The following is a 15,367-nucleotide window of genomic DNA, read 5'->3' as shown; positions in this document are numbered from 1 at the left end:
GCGCCGACTGCGGATCCTGCAACGTCGACCTGAGCTGGCCCCTGCCCGCCGCGCTCACCAGCCGGCCGTTCCCGGGCCGCCTTTGAAGGGACCCACGATTCGCTTGGTGATCCAGCCGCCGTAGAAATCGCCGTCCTGCGAGGTCACGTGCTCGCCGTCGATCTCGCACGAGTCCATGTGGCGCGGGTAGAGGGCCACCCGGGTGCTGAGCGCCTCGAACCCCCGCGCGGGATTCGGATAGGTCCACCCGGCACGGCGGGCCACCACGCCACCGGAAACGACGTCGAAGTAGTGCGCTTCCCCCTTGAACTCGCAGAAGGTGGTGCCGTGAACCGGGATGAGGGCACCGGGCGGGAAGGCGGCCAACGGCAAGTAATAGACGGGCGGATGACTTGTCTCCAGGACGCGCACGGCATCAGTGGTGTCGGCAATAACCTGCCCGCCAAGACGCACCACTACCCGTTCGGACCGCGGCTCGATCCTGGGTGGCCGGGGGTAGTCCCAGACGGACTCCTGACCGGGCATGGGTTTGATGGGCCGGGGACGCCGGAACAAGCCGGAAATACCGTGATCTGGAGCCATGTCCCTATGCTAGCCGTTGCCTCCTCGGCCGCGGAGTGTCCGGTTGGCCCATAAAAACGTAGGAGCCGCATAATTTAAAGTGACACCCTTATGAAAATGTCTCCCAAGAGTCTTTCGACCCTGATGGTGGGGCCTGGATATTTGTTTTTAGTCGTATGCATTAGGTGCCGGCTTGCCGCTATCTGATCGGCCTGTTTCATAAATATTCGCAGTTTTCGCGGGCCATTGACATGCTCGGCCTCAATGCGCATCCTCATTGCTAGAACTATTCCAGCTTACGGTTGTGCTGGATCTGGGGGTATCAATGGTAAACGGCAACTTTTGCCATTTTCAGCTGAGCCTATTCCAATCGTGGAAGCTCCGCAGCGACTCGTGCGTTCTGCACGTTGCGGCACGGCAGCAACGGCTCATCACTGCGCTGGCGATCCACGGCCCCCGTCCCCGAAGCTATTTGGTGGGGCTGCTGTGGCCGGAGAGCTGCGAGAGCCGCGCCCTGGAGAGCCTTCGCGTGAGTATGCACCTGGTGTCGCGGCAGGTTCCGGGCCTGCTGGTCAACGGAGGTCCCGAGCTTTCCCTCAGCGAATTGGTGGACGTGGATTTGCACCGTTTCCGCACCTGCGTCCGGGACCTCAGCCAGAACGGACTTAGCGGGAACGCAGCCGCCACGCTGATCCTCTTGCGCGACGCCGACCTGCTGCCGGGCTGGTACGAGGACTGGGTGCTTTTTGAACAGAGCAGGTTGCGGCAGGATCGCCTGCACGCTTTCCATATCATTGGCCGGGAAGCACTGGCGCGGCGAGACTTTGAGATTGCCGCAGAAGCCTCGGAGGCGGCCCTCCAGCTTGAACCGCTTTATGAAAGTGCGGTTGGACTTCTTATTCAGGCACAAAGGCAACAGGGTAACAATGCTGCCGCTATTCGCGCATTCGAAATGTATCGGGGAAAGCTCATGGAGGACATGGGCCTCGCGCCATCGAAGCATATTCTGCGCCTGATGGGTGAATACTTCTGATCCCGCCTTGCGGGCGTCAGGACCCCGGGCGCCCCGGCCACTCTTTTCCCGCCCACGGGTCGTAGTCGGCGATGAGCTCCTCCTGGGGCGGGCGCTGGTTTTCGGGGACGTGCTGCAGGTTCACCCGCACCCGATACCAGAGGGAACTGGATCCGCGCATTCCGTCGACAAGGATGTCGGCAGGATGCAGGGCCGCGACGACGTCGGCATGCCGGGCTCTCCACTGGCCCAGCGCCGCGAGCGCCTCGGGCTTGCTCTTGGTCCGTGCCACTTCGATCAGCGGCATCACGGACTGCCGGCGGCCCGAACCGTTGCGCCCGGGCGGCGCTTTCTCGGCGGGGCCGAGCTCGACGGCGACAGCGAGGAGTTTGTCGAGCTTCCCGGCCGCGTCGTCGATGCCGGAGTGCGGGTCGCCCACCGCCGCGAAGCGCTTGAGGACAGTGGGCACGGTGAAGTCTTCCGGACGGGCGGAGGCGACCTCATCCCAGGTGAGCGGAGTCGAAACCCGGGCGTCGGGCAGCGGCCGGATCGAATACGCCGATGCCACGGTACGGTCCTTGGCATTCTGGTTGAAGTCGACGAACACGCTCTCGCCGCGCTCTTCCTTCCACCAGCGCGCGGTGGCAAGGTCCGGGGCGCGGTTCTCGACCTCGCGGGCGAGGGCCTCGGCAGCGAGCCGCACATCCCGGTAGGACCACTGCGGAGCGATCCGCACCAGGATATGAAGCCCCCGCGATCCGCTGGTCTTGGGCCACCCCACCAGCCCGACGTCGTCGAGCACCTCCCGCACGATGTAGGCGACGTCGACAATCTGCTTCCAGCCGACTCCCGGCATGGGGTCAAGGTCGACCCGGAGCTCGTCGGGGTGCTCCAGGTCCTCGGCGCGCACGGGGTGCGGGTTGAGATCCAGGCAGCCGAGATTAACCACCCACGCCAGGCCCGCAGCATTCCGGATGACCGCCTCTTCGGCTGACGTCCCTGACGCGTAGTGCAGCGTTGCCGTGTCGATGAAGTTGGGGTGGTTCTCCGGAACACGCTTCTGGAAGAACGGCTCGGCGCCGATCCCTTTGGGGAAGCGCTTGAGCACCATGGGCCGTCCGCCGGCACCGCGCAGCGCACCATCCGCGACGGCGAGGTAGTAGCGGACCAGGTCGAGTTTCGTCAGCCCGGGCTCCGGGAAGACCACCTTGTCCGGGCTGGAGATGCTGACCTCGGCGCCCGCAACATCGAGGACCTGGGGCGGTGTCTTTGACGGGTTCATGCCGCCACGCTAGCTGTGTGCCTGCCAGCTGACCGGGAGCGCCTTCAGCCCGTAGACGATGGTGCTGTCCATCCGTTCAAGCTGCGCATCCGGGGCGAGGGCGAGTCCGGGCAAGCGTGACAGGAGGGCGTCGAGGGCGATCTTCGCTTCCAGCCGTGCCAGCGGAGCGCCGAGGCAGAAGTGGATGCCGTGGCCGAACGCCAGGTGCCGGGTCTGGCCGCGGTCGACGTCGAACTCCGCCGGCCGCTCGAACTGCCGCTCGTCGCGGTTCGCGGAGCCGATCCAGGCCACCACCGGGGCGCCGGCAGGAATCCGGACCCCGCCCAGGCTGGCGTCGGCAGCAGTCACCCGGTACATGGACTGGACGGGGGAGCGGAAGCGGAGAACTTCTTCTATGGCCTGGGGAAGCAACGCCGGCTCCTGCACCAGCCGGGCCACCGTGCCGGGCACTTCGGTGAAGCAAAGAACCGCGTTGCCGATCAGGTTGGTGGTTGTTTCATTGCCTGCGACGAGCAGCAGGGCGCAGAAGCCCAGCAGTTCGCCCACGTTCAGTTTCTGCCCGTCGATCTCTGCGGCGAGCAGGTTGCTGATCAGGTCATCGCCCGGCAGCCTCCGCCGCTGTTCGATCAGGTCCAGGAAGTACCCGGTCATCTCCTGGTTGGCGGCCTGATGGTCCTCAGTCGAAGCGCCGGTTCGCGTCTGGCTGACGATCGCATCGGACCACTGCTTGAAGCGGTCACGGTGCTCCGCGGGAATCCCCATGAGTTCCGAGATCACAATGACCGGCAGCGGGTAAGCCAGTTCCTCGATCAGGTCCGCTGATCCGCGGGACGCGATCCCGTCAAGAAGACCGTCCGTCAGCTCGGAGATGCGGGGAGCAAGCGCGTCGACGGCCCGCGGCGTGAACGCCTGGGTCACCAGGGACCGCAGCTGCCGGTGCCGGGGCGGGTCGGTGGTGATCAGGCTTGAGGCGAACAGGTGTCCCGCCTCGGAAGACTCGTCGCCGCCCATCCGCGAGGAAAACGTGGCGTGGTCGGACAGCACCCGCTGCACGTCGTCGTACCGGAAGACGTGCCAGCTTCCCGTCGGCTCGTCCAGATAGACGGGTGCGGCTGCCCGCATGCGCTCGTAGTGGGGAAAGGGATCCAGCGGATGTTCGGTGGCCGGGTCGAAGTCCATGGCTGGCCTCTCTGCTCAGCCCGGCGGTCCGCCGGCCCGGCCGAATGGTCTGGCCGGACGGTGTGGGGCGTCGGGTTAGTGGACCGTGAGACCCTGAGTTTATCCGACTCGGCTCCGCACGTCAGCGGAAAATGCGGGCCAACCTTCCTAGGACGTCTGCTGCCGGCGCACCATCTCGCCGATCCAGGCAGGGGCAAACGGTGAGGTGCAGCCCGGGGGAGTCGGGTAGTCCTTGAGCACCTCCAGGCGCTCGCCGATCTCCAGGGCCCGGGTACGGTGCCCGGCGTGCTCGATCCCGATCTGGGCGAGGCAGTGGTTCATCGCCCACTGCAGGCGGTCCGGGGCGTCCAACATGTCCGCCTCGATGATGTTGAGCAGTTCCGGGAGGTCCAGGCCTTCGGGGTTTTTCGCTACACGTTCAGTGGTCAGCGCCCAGCCAGCACTCGCGACCACCGGATCGGGATCGGCCAACCAGGCCACGCGCAGCTCCTCGGAGTTCGGGTTCTTTTTTGCGACGTAGTTCACCAGCCAGTCGTGCACCTTGGGGCTGCGCGCCCCGCGCAGCATCCCATCCAGCTCGTCCCGCCCGAATGCCTTCGGACGGGAGACCAGGATCGCCAGCAGCTTCGCCGCGGTGTCGTCCGTCGCCCAGAGCTGCCGCGCGAGGTCCGGCTGCGTCTTCAGCCGCTTGGCGATCGCCCGCAGCTTGCTGAGGTTCACGCCGTGATCGTCGCCGTGCCGCTCATTCACCGCACGCGCCCGCGGGTCCTCGAGCGCGGCCAGTTCGGCCTTCACCTCGTCCAGTGTCGAGCCTGCCGATGTAGTCCCGGGCACTCCGGTCTCCTGTTCCTCGCGTGGGGGACCCAGCCTAGCGGAAGGCCTGCATCAACACCCCGGGCCGGGCGGACCTGTGCCCCCTATTCGGCGTCGGTGGCCGGCAGCCGGCCGGACCGCACCGCCTCGGCGAAGGCCTCATAATCCTTTTCGTTCTGGTCCGCGTAGCGCCCGGAGAAATCGGTGATGGACTGGTCGAACTTGTCGCTCTTGCCGAGGTAGGACGCGATCGCCACCGGGTCGCCGGACCTGGCGTGGGCCCGTGCCAGCGTCCAGCCGCAGGCGTTGGCATAGACGTTCATGGCGAGCGGCTTCATCCCCTCCACAATGGCTGAGCCTTTCATGTCACGCAGCTGGCGCCAATACAGGTACCGGTTGTCCTGCACGCCTTTGGTCCACCCCAGGAAGATGTCGCTCGCGGCCTGCATCATCCGCTGCCCCTGCACCACACGTTCGCCCGGCTGCTTGTAGCGGCTCTTCGGCAGGTGGTCCTCGAGCACCGATGTGGTCGCTTCCTTCACCTGAAGGAACAAGGGGTCCTCCTGGTCGCGTCCCTGGAGCAAAACGATGAACGCGCGCGTGCCGACGCTGCCGACGCCAACGACCTTTCGGGCGACGTCGATGACCTCGAACCGTTCCAGCAGGTGACGCCGGTCGTCCTGCAGCGTGGCCCGGTAAGAACGAAGCTGGTCGCGGACCGCCTTCTCCACCTCCTTGCCGGACATGCCGTAGGTGTCCGCCAGTTCCCTGACAGGCACGACGATCGGCGGCTGACTGACAATCCGGTACTTCCCGTCGACGCGCTCGGCCAGCTTGGACAGCGCCTGCAGGCTGTCCCTCGTGTGCGCCTTCGCGACGTTCTGCCGTGCGGACTTGCCCAGGCCCTGCGCAGCCTTCTTCAGGGCCTTCCCCTTCTGGGTCGCCACGGCCAGGTCGATGGCTTCCATCAGTTGCGCCTCGGACAGGCGCGCATACCAAATATCCAAGGTGCGCATTTGCGCGAACTGGGCCATTGCTTCGCGGTACGCCCGGACCCCGGTCAGCGTCACAGCGAGCGCTTCTTCGGTGCTGAAACCGTTGTTCCGCGCCGCAATGGTGAAACTCGCGGCCATCCGCTTGACGTCATACTCGAACGGGCCCGGAAGCGTCTCGTCGAAATCGTTCAGGTCGAACAACAGCGTCCGCTCCGGCGAAGCGAACACGCCAAAGTTGGACAGGTGGGCATCGCCGCACAGCTGGACGTCCAGCCCGGCCCGCGGAGTGTCCTTCAGATCGGCGGCCATGATCTTGGCCGCACCCCGGTAAAACGTGAACGGCGAAACCAGCATCCGGCCGTGGCGCACCGGCACCAGGTCCTGTTCCCGGGTCTTGTTCTGCTCCTCGAGGAGCGCCACCGGATCGGGCCGGCCGGCAGCAGGCTTCCAGCCGGTGTGGCTGGTGACAGGAGTCTGCTTGCGGCTGCCCTTGCCCCGCGACTCGCGATCCTCGATGCTCGGATGTTTGATTTTTGTCCCGGCCATGATCGGTGACCTCCCACTTACCTCAGGACCTGCCACCGGCAACTCGTGCCCGGGGTCGGTACCGGCTGAGCGCGCGGACGCGCCTTGGTTTCGGGCTCATCAAAATCGCTGCATCTTCACACATCCAGGCGGCCGGTGCGGCCCGGGCCGTCCGCCTCACAATGTGATTGTGGCCCTGCAGCGGCGCATCGTCAACGCGCCGGTGGCAGAACCGTGTCAGGATCAGGTATGCCCCAGCGCCTGATGCTGCTCGATACCGCGTCCCTGTACTTCCGCGCCTACTACGGCCTTCCCGACACGATCCGCCGCGCCGACGGCACTGCCGTGAACGCCGTCCGCGGGCTGCTCGACATGATCGCCCGGCTCGCCACGGATTACGAGGCGACGCACCTCGTGGCGTGCTGGGACGACGACTGGCGTCCGCAGTGGCGGGTGGACCTCATTCCCAGCTACAAATCGCACCGGGTAGCCGACGCGGTGGCCGGTGCGCCCGACGTCGAGGTTGTCCCGGACGCGCTGGAGGCGCAGATCCCGCTGATCCGGGAAGTCCTGGGTCTCGCCGGGATCGCCGTTGTGGGGGCCGCCGGGCATGAGGCCGACGACGTCGCCGGAACCTACGCCAGCCACGCGGGGCTGCCCGTCGACGTCGTGACGGGGGACCGCGACCTCTTCCAGCTCGTCGACGACGCCCGCCAGGTCCGCGTCATCTACACCGCGCGCGGCATGAGGAACCTGGAGGTGCTCACCGATGCGTCGGTGGTCGGCAAGTACCGCGTGCTGCCCGCGCAGTATGCCGATTACGCGACGCTCCGCGGCGACGCCTCCGACGGTCTGCCGGGGGTCGCCGGCGTCGGCGAGAAGACCGCCGCGTCGCTGCTTGGCGAGTACGGCACGCTGGACGGGCTGCTCGCCGCGGCGGCCGACGCCGGAAGCGGGCTGTCCGCGTCGGTGCGGTCCAAGCTCGCGGCCGCCGCGGAGTACCTCGCCGTCGCGCCCGCCGTCGTGAATCTTGTGCGGGACCTGGATCTGCCGACGCTTGAGGAGGCGGGCGCGCAACTGCGGCCCGTCACGGGCGGTGCCCGCGCCGAACTGGAGCGCCTCGCCGCCGACTGGAACCTGGGCAGCTCGGTCAGGCGGCTCCTCGAGGCCCTCGACCGGCGGCAGTGAGCGGGCCGGCGAAATGCTCCACCCACTGCCCGGATGTGCCGGCCGGCGGAACCAGCGGGCCCGCGGATTCTCCCCGGTGCCATCCGCTGATGAGCGGCGGCTGGGCCCAGGCAAACAAAGCCTCAGACGGCGTAGCGAAGGATTCCGGCAGCCTGGGCATTGTCCGGCATGTCGGATCGGCGCAGGGCGAGTACCCGTGCACCGGCCCCGAGCGCCCGCCGGGTGATTTCCTCGATCACGTCCTGGTCCGCGTCCCCGTCCAGGCTGAGCGAGCCGTCGTCTCCGACGGTACCGCCCACCGCCGCGTCCATGTCCACGGCCAGGGTGTCCACCGCGCCGAAGGCCGCGGCCCGTGCCAGATCGCTGAGATCCGCGGAGCCACGACCGTTGGAACGACGCTCGGCGTACGTTTCGTGCAGGGCAGCAAGGTCCGCCGCGTAGATCCGGTCCAGCACCCCGCGCGCGGACTGTTCCAGCTGGGCCGGGGTCAGCTCGTCGGGGTTCCCCTCGATGACCTCGGAAGCGACGTGTGCATATCCGGCGAGGTTACGGTAGATGCTCCTGAGCGGCTCCGCCGCAGCGATGACCAGCGGCAGGGACTGTCCGTTCAAGATGGGACGGAGCACGTGGTCGACGGACCGGGCGTACTGGGTGAGCCGGACCTTTCGTCCCTCGTCGCCCTGCAGCCGGCCGGAGGGGGCGCGGCCGCCGATGGAATCGAGCCCCACCGCACTCGCCGCATCGGCCGGCATGCCGGGTACGGCTATTTCCTCGGCCGGCCGGTCCGCCGAGACTTCGATGAGACGGGCCCCGCCCTGCGAAATCGCGAGCACCAGCGCTGCATTCGGGAAGGTGATGGCGCGCAGGAGCGGCGTGATCGCGAACCGGTCAGTCACGCTCACATGGTCCTCCAGCCCGTTCGGCAGGCGGAACTCCACCACCGAGGTCGGGGTCGCGAAGACGGCCAGGCTGCGTCCCATGTCAAACCAGAACTCCGGGGTCTCCAAGAGTTCCTGGAGGAAGGACTCGACGGCGGCGGCCGCGTCCTTGTGTCCCCTGGTGCGGAGCAGTTCAACGGCGGAACCGAACAAAGACCGGGCCCTGGTCTGATTCTCCTCCGAGTCGGCCGGGACGCTGCTGGTCGGAAGATAGACCGTGACGCTGTGCGGATCGCGGGCAGCCGCCAGGCGTTCCAGATCGTGGCGGGTCGGCATGTCGATATGCATGGGTTTCTCCTTCGCCGGTTGACCGTGGGACCACGGTCCTGGTTGCCGGGGCGGCGCATCCCCGCCTGTGCCTGATCCCGGATCTGCCCAGCATCAGTCGACGCGATGCCCGTGTCAACAGACGATGCAAACCGCACCAAGGAGCCCGGGGACTTGCTGCTCTGGCGCGGGCAGAGGAAGCGGACGAGAATGGGCTGGTGCTCCACCCTCGCTCCGGCGGGGACGGCCAAGCCATGAACCCCGCCGCCCGGAAGATCCAGCGCGTCTACCTCACGCTGACGCTGGGCAACACCCTCGCCGCCTCGTTCATCTGGGGCATCAACACCCTTTTCCTGCTGGACGCCGGACTCACCAACCTTGAGGCGTTCGCCGCGAACGCCTTCTTCACCGTCGGCATGGTCCTGTTCGAGGTCCCCACCGGGGTGGTGGCCGACGGGTGGGGGCGGCGCATGTCCTTCCTCCTCGGCACCGCGACGCTGGCCGTCTCGACCTACCTCTACTACCTCCTGTGGCAGCTCTCCGCGCCCTTCTGGCTGTGGGCCGTCGTGTCGGTGCTGCTGGGACTGGGGTTCACCTTTTTCTCCGGCGCGGTGGAAGCCTGGCTGGTCGACGCGCTGCGGTTTTCCGGCTACGAAGGCGAACTGGAGACGGTGCTTGGCCGCGGGCTCATGGTGTCCGGCGTTGCCATGCTCGGAGGCTCGGTGGCCGGCGGCGTGATAGCCCAGGCCACCAACCTTGGTGTCCCTTTCCTTTTGCGGGTGGGAGTGCTGGCGGTGATGTTCGCGGTCGCGTTCAGGCTGATGCACGACGTCGGTTTCATCCCCGAGCGCTCGGCCCACCCGCTCCAGGCCACCCGTGCCGTACTTTCCGCGTCCATCGAGAACGGCCTGAAGAATCCTCCGGTGCGCTACGTCATGCTGGCCGCACCGTTCAGCGCCGGCGTCGGGATCTATGTGTTCTACGCCCTGCAGCCCTATCTGCTGGAGCTTTTTGGCGACCCGCGCGCGTACGCCGTGGCGGGCCTCGCGGCGGCCATCGTGGCCGGCGCGGAGGTGCTGGGAGGCTGGCTGGCGCCGCGGATCCGGCGCCTTGTCCGGCGCCGCACCACCGTGCTGATCCTGAGCAGCGTCGTGAGCGCCATGCTGCTGGTGGCGCTCGGGTTCACGCAGGTCTTTTGGGTGGCACTGGCGCTGCTGACACTCTGGGCCGTGGTCTCCTCGGCAGGAACCCCGGTGCGGCAGGCCTACCTGAACGACATGATCCCGTCGAAGCAGCGGGCCACGGTTCTCAGCTTCGACTCGCTGATGGGGTCAAGCGGCGGCGTGGTGGTGCAGCCGCTCCTCGGCCGGGCGGCCGACGTCTACGGCTATCCCGCGTCGCTGGCGATTGGCGGCGTCATCGAGCTGATCGCGGCGCCCTTCCTGCTGGCCAGCCGGCGGCAGCACCCCAAAGCCGACGGCGCCGGTTCCGCCGCCGGCGCGCCGAATACCGAGACCCAGCCGTCGTAAAAAGGCCGCATTCCGCCTGCCGCCGGGCAACGCCGGCGGTGCTTTCCGGACGCTATTGACTCTCCGCGACCCGAGCCTACGATGGTGCGCATCAGCACCTGTGAGGCGGCAGTCGGGGGTGCCCGCGGCCGGTGCTGGCAACGAGTCAAATCCGGAATTAGAGGGAGTGTTTAGTCATGCTGAAGGATCTGGAAATCACCGCTGTCCTCCCCGCCAAGGACATCGGCCGGGCGAAGACGTACTACCGCGACGTGCTGGGACTGGAACCCGCGGAGGCCGTGGACGAGGAAAACCTGATGTACCGCTGCGGCAACGGAACCAAGTTCCTGCTCTATCAGACCGACAACGCCGGCACCGCGAAAAACACGCAGATGGGCTGGGGCACCAAGAACTTCGACGCCGATGTGGAGAACCTGCGCAGCCGTGGCGTGGTGTTTGAGGAGTACGACTTCCCCGGCCTGAAAACCGAAAACGGAGTCGCAACCTCGCCGATGGGCAAAGCTGCCTGGTTCCTCGACAGCGAGGGCAACATCCTCGGCCTCTTCGAGAACTGAGTGGCCCGCGACCGCGTCAGCGTTTTCCGCGCAGCCACGGTCCCAGCAACCGGGTGGTCGCCGGAAGGAAGATGTACGTCATCAGCGGCGTGAGGACGCAGGTGGCCAGCAGCACCTGCAGGGGGAGCGGCCAGTCCTTGGTCAGCGGATGCAGCAGGAAATTCGCCAGCAGGCTCAGCGGGAAAAACGGCAGGAAAATGCTGACCATCTGTTTCCAGCGGGGAGGCACCACGGTCTCGGGGACCGTCAGGAGGGCATCGCCGGGTTCGGCGAACCAGCCTTCAATCCCCGTGCGCCGCTCAATGCGGGTCACTTCCACGAGATCTGCGGCGCTGTCAATCCACCAGCGCCGCTCGTCGGACTGCTCCCAGTCGTTCAGCAGGCCTGCGTCGGCAAAGCGGTACAGCATGTGCCACTCGTTCGAATCCGCCGCCGAGCGGACCCAGCCCGAGCCGAGATAGCCCGGCCATTCCCGGGCCAGTTCCTGGCCGGCATGGGCCCAGGCGCTGGCCTGGCGGGTCCGGCCGGGCTGGACTGTGCGGGCTACTGAAACGGTGACGGGCTGGGGACGAACATCAGAGAGGGACACGGCAAGAATCTTACCGGCGGCACCGCCCGGCTCCTTACTTTCGGGGGGCTTTCGGGCCTACAGTGGGGCACGGAAAACTGCGGACAGGAGCGCCCCATGATTACCCTGCAGATCGAACACCAGGTCCGGGACTTCGACATGTGGAGGAGGGCTTTCGACAGTGATCCGCTGGGCCGCGCCGCGTCCGGCGTGCGCTCCTACCGGATCTCCCGGCCGCTGGACCAGCAGGACTACGTGATGCTGGAAATGGACTTCGATACGCAGGCTGCCGCCGTGGACTTCCTGGGGCGGCTGCAGAACGACACCTGGAAAACGGGGGTGACGGCGCCGTCCCTGGTCGGCGAGCCCTCCACCAGGATCATCGAGACGGTCGCCGTCGAGCAGGTGGCCGCACCCTGAGTTGGGGTCTGCGGCTGCTGGGGGCAGCCGGAGGACCAGGAGCGGCCGGCCGGTGACGGGGATACTCTGGTGGTATGACTTCCGCAGGTTCCTCGACCGCCCTTTCTGACGGATGCCTCTTTGACGGACGCTTCGCCCGGGAGCTCGCGGAGATGGCCATTCCGTGGCAGGCGGACGAGGCGCCGGACCCGCAGCTCCTGGTCCTCAACGAGCCGCTGGCCACTGCACTGGGCCTCGATCCCGGCTACCTGCGGAGCGCCGAAGGACTGCGCCTCCTGACCGGAACGCTGGTGCCGGGCGGTGCCACGCCGGTGGCCCAGGCCTATGCCGGCCACCAGTTCGGCTGGCCTGCTCCCCGCCTTGGGGACGGGCGCGCCCTCCTGCTCGGTGAGGTCACCGACGCGCGCGGGCGCCTTCTTGATGTGCACCTCAAAGGCTCGGGCCGCACCCCGTTCTCCCGCGGTGGTGACGGCCTCGCCGTCGTCGGGCCCATGCTGCGCGAATACATCGTCAGCGAGGCGATGCACGCCCTGGGCATCCCCACCACCCGCTCCCTCGCCGTGGTTGCGACCGGGCGCCCCGTGCTGCGCGAAACGACGCTGCCGGGAGCCGTGCTGACGCGGGTCGCCAGCAGCCACCTCCGGGTTGGAAGCTTCGAGTACGCCGGCGGCACCGGTGACACCGGTCTTCTGCGCCGCCTGGCGGACCACGCGATCAGCCGCCACTATCCGGACGCTGCGGAGGCCGGCAATCCCTACCTGGCACTGTTCCAGGCCGTGACCGCGGCCCAGGCCTCGCTGGTGGCGCAGTGGATGCTGGCGGGTTTTGTCCACGGGGTGATGAACACCGACAACATGACCATTTCCGGAGAGACCATCGACTACGGCCCCTGCGCCTTCCTGGACGCCTTCGATCCTGCGGCGGTGTTCAGTTCGATCGACGAGGCCGGGCGTTACTCGTACCGCAACCAGCCGGTCATGGCCGAGTGGAACCTCGCGCGGTTCGCCGAGTCCCTGCTGCCGCTCTTCCACGACGTCCCGGAGCAGGCGGTGGGCATGGCGCAGGATGCCCTGGGGGCGTTCCGCCGCCAGTACAGCGCCGCGTGGTCGGCCGGCATGCGCGCCAAGATCGGCCTGCGGGACGCCGACGACGCCGTGACGTCGCCCCTCGTGGATGAGCTGTTCGAAATCCTGGGGGCGGGCCGCCCTGACTACACCTCGTTTTTCCGGGGCCTGGCCGGGGCTGCCCGGGGCGATTCCGACGCCGTGCGGAACCTGCTGCCGGAGCCGGACGCCTTCGATGCCTGGGCCGAACGATGGCGCGCCCTAGGGCCCGACGCCGGCATGATGGACCGGGTCAACCCCGCCTATATCCCGCGCAACCATCTGGTGGAGGAAGCCCTCGACGCGGCAACAGCCGGCGACCTTGTTCGGCTGGGCCGTCTCCTCGAGGCGGTGACCAGCCCCTACGACGAGCGCCCGGGTCTGGAGCGGTATGCCGCCGCAGCGCCCGACGGCTTCGGCCCCTACCGGACGTTCTGCGGAACCTGACCGGCGCCCGGTCCTGACACGCGGGCCGTTTCACACGGCCGACATCACGCGAGGGAGAGGAAGAGCTTCTCCAGGTCCTTCGTGTCCATGCTGGAATCCTTCCTGACGGCGCACTGCTCCAGACCGCTGGCAATAATGGCGAAACCGGCGCGGTCCAGCGCCTTCGAGACGGCCGCCAGCTGGGTGACCGTGGCCTTGCAGTCGCGTCCCTCCTCCAGCATGCGGATCACCGCTGCCAGCTGCCCTTGGGCGCGCTTCAGCCGGTTGATAACGGGGGTCAGTTCTGCGGAATCGAGGTCCATGGCGGTCTCCAAAGCTAGGGGTGGATACAACCAACTTTATACCCCCATGGGTATTTTTGACTACCCCCAGGGGTATCTGCAATACTCGGTGGGGTATTCATCTTTTGTTCGTCTCGAAAGGACACCCATGACGCCCTCTTCCTCTTCTTCAGCCCAGTCCTCGTCCGCACCGGCGGTCACCGCCCTGGCTCCGGAAGCCCTGCAGAGCTGGTTCCAGGAACACCAGGACCTCATCGTCATCGACGTCCGCTCGGCTGCTGAGTTCGAGAACATGCACATTCGCGGCTCCTACAACGTCCCGCTGCCGCTGCTCTCGGAGCACACCGACGAGCTGGCCGCCCGCCTGGGCAGCCGCGTCGTCCTTGTCTGCCAGTCCGGAGCGCGGGCCGAGCAGGCCCGGCAGCGCCTCGGCGGCGCGGGGATCGGCACCGCCTACGTCCTCACCGGCGGCGTCCCCGGATTCGCGGAGATCGGCGGAGACGTGGTCCGCGGCAAGGCCCGCTGGGACCTTGAGCGCCAGGTCCGGCTCGCTGCCGGCTCCCTCGTGGTCCTCGGCCTCGTCGGCGGCAAGTTCGTCTCCCCGAAGGTCCGGCTCCTCGCCGGCGCCATCGGCACCGGCTTGACCTTCTCGGCCGCCACCAACACATGCGCCATGGGCCAGGCCATCTCGGCCATGCCGTGGAACAAGGCCGCCGAGGAGCCCACGCGCGAGTCCGCCATCCTGCAGTTCCCGGTCGCCAACGGCGCCACCCCGGAGTCCAAGGCCTCATGACCACCACGCTGATCCTCGTCCTCGCGCTGTCCGTGCTCATCGGGCTCTCGCTCGGTGTGCTCGGCGGCGGCGGTTCCATCCTGACGGTGCCGATCCTGGTCTACGTGGCCGGATTCGAGGCCAAGGAAGCCATCGCGGCCTCCCTGTTCGTCGTCGGCGTCACCTCGGCCGTCAGCGTCTTCAGCCACGCCCGCGCCGGACGTGTGATGTGGCGCACCGGGCTGCTCTTTGGTGTCGCCGGCATGGCTGGCGCCTTCGTGGGCGGCCTCCTGGGCGGGCATATCCCTGGCCAGATCCTCCTCATCGCGTTTGCTCTGATGATGGTGGCCACCTCCATTGCCATGATCCGCGGACGCAAGAAGAAGGCTGACGAGGGCACCGAGGCGCCCAAGCACACCGAACTGCCCCTCTTCCGGGTCCTGCTGGACGGCCTCGTGGTCGGCCTGGTCACAGGGCTGGTCGGGGCCGGCGGCGGATTCCTGGTGGTGCCCGCGCTGGCACTGCTGGGCGGCCTGCCCATGGCAGTCGCCGTCGGGACCTCGCTGGTGGTGATCGCCATGAAGTCCTTCGCCGGACTTGCCGGGTACCTCACCACCGTGGAGCTGGACTGGGGAATCACGCTCGCCGTGACCGGGGCCGCCATCGTGGGTACCCTGATCGGTTCCAAGCTGGCCGGGCGCATTCCGGAAGCGGCCCTGCGCAAGGGCTTCGGCTGGTTCGTGCTGGTCATGGGCGCGTTCGTCCTGATCCAGCAGGCCCCCGTTGACCTGCGCGGGCCCATCGCCCTCGGTGTCGCAGGCGCCGCGCTCGTCGCAGCAGCCGTCTGCTGGTTCTTCGTCAGCAGCTGCCCCCTGCGCAAGTCCAACCGGACCGCCCGTCAGGATACCCAGCCCACGCCGGTCTGATCCGGCC

16 protein-coding genes are annotated in these 15,367 nt (G+C 67.5%); 8 read left to right on the top strand and 8 right to left on the bottom strand.

What is annotated here, in order from left to right:
• Nucleotides 1-54 precede the first annotated feature (54 nt).
• Nucleotides 55-582, bottom strand: coding sequence for a DUF427 domain-containing protein (locus tag ACTWQD_RS11965; protein WP_443196347.1), 528 nt, complete (start codon nucleotides 580-582; stop codon nucleotides 55-57).
• 283 nt (nucleotides 583-865) lie between these two features.
• Between ACTWQD_RS11965 and ACTWQD_RS11960 the strand changes: the two genes are divergently transcribed.
• A complete protein-coding gene (locus ACTWQD_RS11960; protein ID WP_443196346.1) occupies nucleotides 866-1,594 on the top strand; it encodes an AfsR/SARP family transcriptional regulator in 729 nt (242 codons plus the stop codon).
• Between the two features lie 16 nt (nucleotides 1,595-1,610).
• Here the strand turns inward: ACTWQD_RS11960 and ligD are convergent, their stop codons facing one another.
• The 4 genes from ligD to ACTWQD_RS11940 all read right to left on the bottom strand — a co-directional run bounded on the left by ligD (nucleotide 1,611) and on the right by ACTWQD_RS11940 (nucleotide 6,388).
• Nucleotides 1,611-2,855: a non-homologous end-joining DNA ligase gene (gene ligD, locus ACTWQD_RS11955; RefSeq protein ID WP_443196345.1), complete on the bottom strand. Its 1,245-nt coding sequence runs from the start codon at nucleotides 2,853-2,855 to the stop codon at nucleotides 1,611-1,613.
• A gap of 9 nt (nucleotides 2,856-2,864) precedes the next feature.
• Complete coding sequence (locus tag ACTWQD_RS11950; RefSeq protein WP_443196344.1) at nucleotides 2,865-4,034, bottom strand: cytochrome P450; 1,170 nt, start codon at nucleotides 4,032-4,034, stop codon at nucleotides 2,865-2,867.
• Nucleotides 4,035-4,181: 147 nt separating this feature from the next.
• Nucleotides 4,182-4,868, bottom strand: coding sequence for a DNA alkylation repair protein (locus tag ACTWQD_RS11945; protein ID WP_443196343.1), 687 nt, complete (start codon nucleotides 4,866-4,868; stop codon nucleotides 4,182-4,184).
• 83 nt (nucleotides 4,869-4,951) lie between these two features.
• Complete coding sequence (locus ACTWQD_RS11940; protein WP_443196342.1) at nucleotides 4,952-6,388, bottom strand: DUF2252 domain-containing protein; 1,437 nt, start codon at nucleotides 6,386-6,388, stop codon at nucleotides 4,952-4,954.
• Nucleotides 6,389-6,616: 228 nt separating this feature from the next.
• Between ACTWQD_RS11940 and ACTWQD_RS11935 the strand changes: the two genes are divergently transcribed.
• On the top strand, nucleotides 6,617-7,555 hold the full coding sequence (locus ACTWQD_RS11935; protein WP_443196341.1) for a 5'-3' exonuclease: 939 nt from the start codon (nucleotides 6,617-6,619) through the stop codon (nucleotides 7,553-7,555).
• 122 nt (nucleotides 7,556-7,677) lie between these two features.
• Here ACTWQD_RS11935 and ACTWQD_RS11930 read toward each other — a convergent pair whose 3' ends face one another.
• Complete coding sequence (locus ACTWQD_RS11930) at nucleotides 7,678-8,781, bottom strand: baeRF11 domain-containing protein (RefSeq protein ID WP_443196340.1); 1,104 nt, start codon at nucleotides 8,779-8,781, stop codon at nucleotides 7,678-7,680.
• A gap of 233 nt (nucleotides 8,782-9,014) precedes the next feature.
• On the opposite strand from ACTWQD_RS11930, the gene ACTWQD_RS11925 reads away from it, so the two are divergent.
• Nucleotides 9,015-10,289 carry an MFS transporter gene (locus ACTWQD_RS11925; RefSeq protein ID WP_443196420.1) on the top strand — a complete coding sequence of 425 codons (1,275 nt, stop codon included), beginning with the start codon at nucleotides 9,015-9,017 and terminating at the stop codon, nucleotides 10,287-10,289.
• Nucleotides 10,290-10,465: 176 nt separating this feature from the next.
• Nucleotides 10,466-10,843 (top strand): VOC family protein, encoded by a 378-nt coding sequence (locus ACTWQD_RS11920; RefSeq protein WP_443196339.1) that lies wholly within the window; start codon nucleotides 10,466-10,468, stop codon nucleotides 10,841-10,843.
• Between the two features lie 16 nt (nucleotides 10,844-10,859).
• On the opposite strand, the gene ACTWQD_RS11915 is transcribed toward ACTWQD_RS11920, so the two are convergent.
• Nucleotides 10,860-11,432, bottom strand: coding sequence for an antibiotic biosynthesis monooxygenase (locus ACTWQD_RS11915; protein ID WP_443196338.1), 573 nt, complete (start codon nucleotides 11,430-11,432; stop codon nucleotides 10,860-10,862).
• Nucleotides 11,433-11,528: 96 nt separating this feature from the next.
• On the opposite strand from ACTWQD_RS11915, the gene ACTWQD_RS11910 reads away from it, so the two are divergent.
• Nucleotides 11,529-11,831 (top strand): hypothetical protein, encoded by a 303-nt coding sequence (locus ACTWQD_RS11910; protein ID WP_443196337.1) that lies wholly within the window; start codon nucleotides 11,529-11,531, stop codon nucleotides 11,829-11,831.
• 74 nt (nucleotides 11,832-11,905) lie between these two features.
• The gene (locus ACTWQD_RS11905) at nucleotides 11,906-13,381 is read left to right on the top strand and encodes a protein adenylyltransferase SelO (RefSeq protein ID WP_443196336.1); all 1,476 of its coding nucleotides are present in this window, start codon (nucleotides 11,906-11,908) and stop codon (nucleotides 13,379-13,381) included.
• Between the two features lie 44 nt (nucleotides 13,382-13,425).
• Here the strand turns inward: ACTWQD_RS11905 and ACTWQD_RS11900 are convergent, their stop codons facing one another.
• Nucleotides 13,426-13,683: a metal-sensitive transcriptional regulator gene (locus tag ACTWQD_RS11900; RefSeq protein ID WP_443196335.1), complete on the bottom strand. Its 258-nt coding sequence runs from the start codon at nucleotides 13,681-13,683 to the stop codon at nucleotides 13,426-13,428.
• Nucleotides 13,684-13,810: 127 nt separating this feature from the next.
• Between ACTWQD_RS11900 and ACTWQD_RS11895 the strand changes: the two genes are divergently transcribed.
• A complete protein-coding gene (locus ACTWQD_RS11895; protein WP_443196334.1) occupies nucleotides 13,811-14,455 on the top strand; it encodes a rhodanese-like domain-containing protein in 645 nt (214 codons plus the stop codon).
• On the top strand, nucleotides 14,452-15,360 hold the full coding sequence (locus ACTWQD_RS11890; protein ID WP_443196333.1) for a sulfite exporter TauE/SafE family protein: 909 nt from the start codon (nucleotides 14,452-14,454) through the stop codon (nucleotides 15,358-15,360). The genes ACTWQD_RS11895 and ACTWQD_RS11890 overlap by 4 nt, the downstream gene beginning before the upstream one ends.
• The last annotated feature ends 7 nt before the right edge of the window (nucleotides 15,361-15,367 follow it).

It is taken from the genome of Pseudarthrobacter sp. 1C304, assembly GCF_052245515.1.
Classification (GTDB): Bacteria; Actinomycetota; Actinomycetes; order Actinomycetales; family Micrococcaceae; genus Arthrobacter.
The sequence above is the reverse complement of the archived record's forward strand: the minus strand, read 5'-3'. Positions and strand labels throughout refer to the sequence as shown.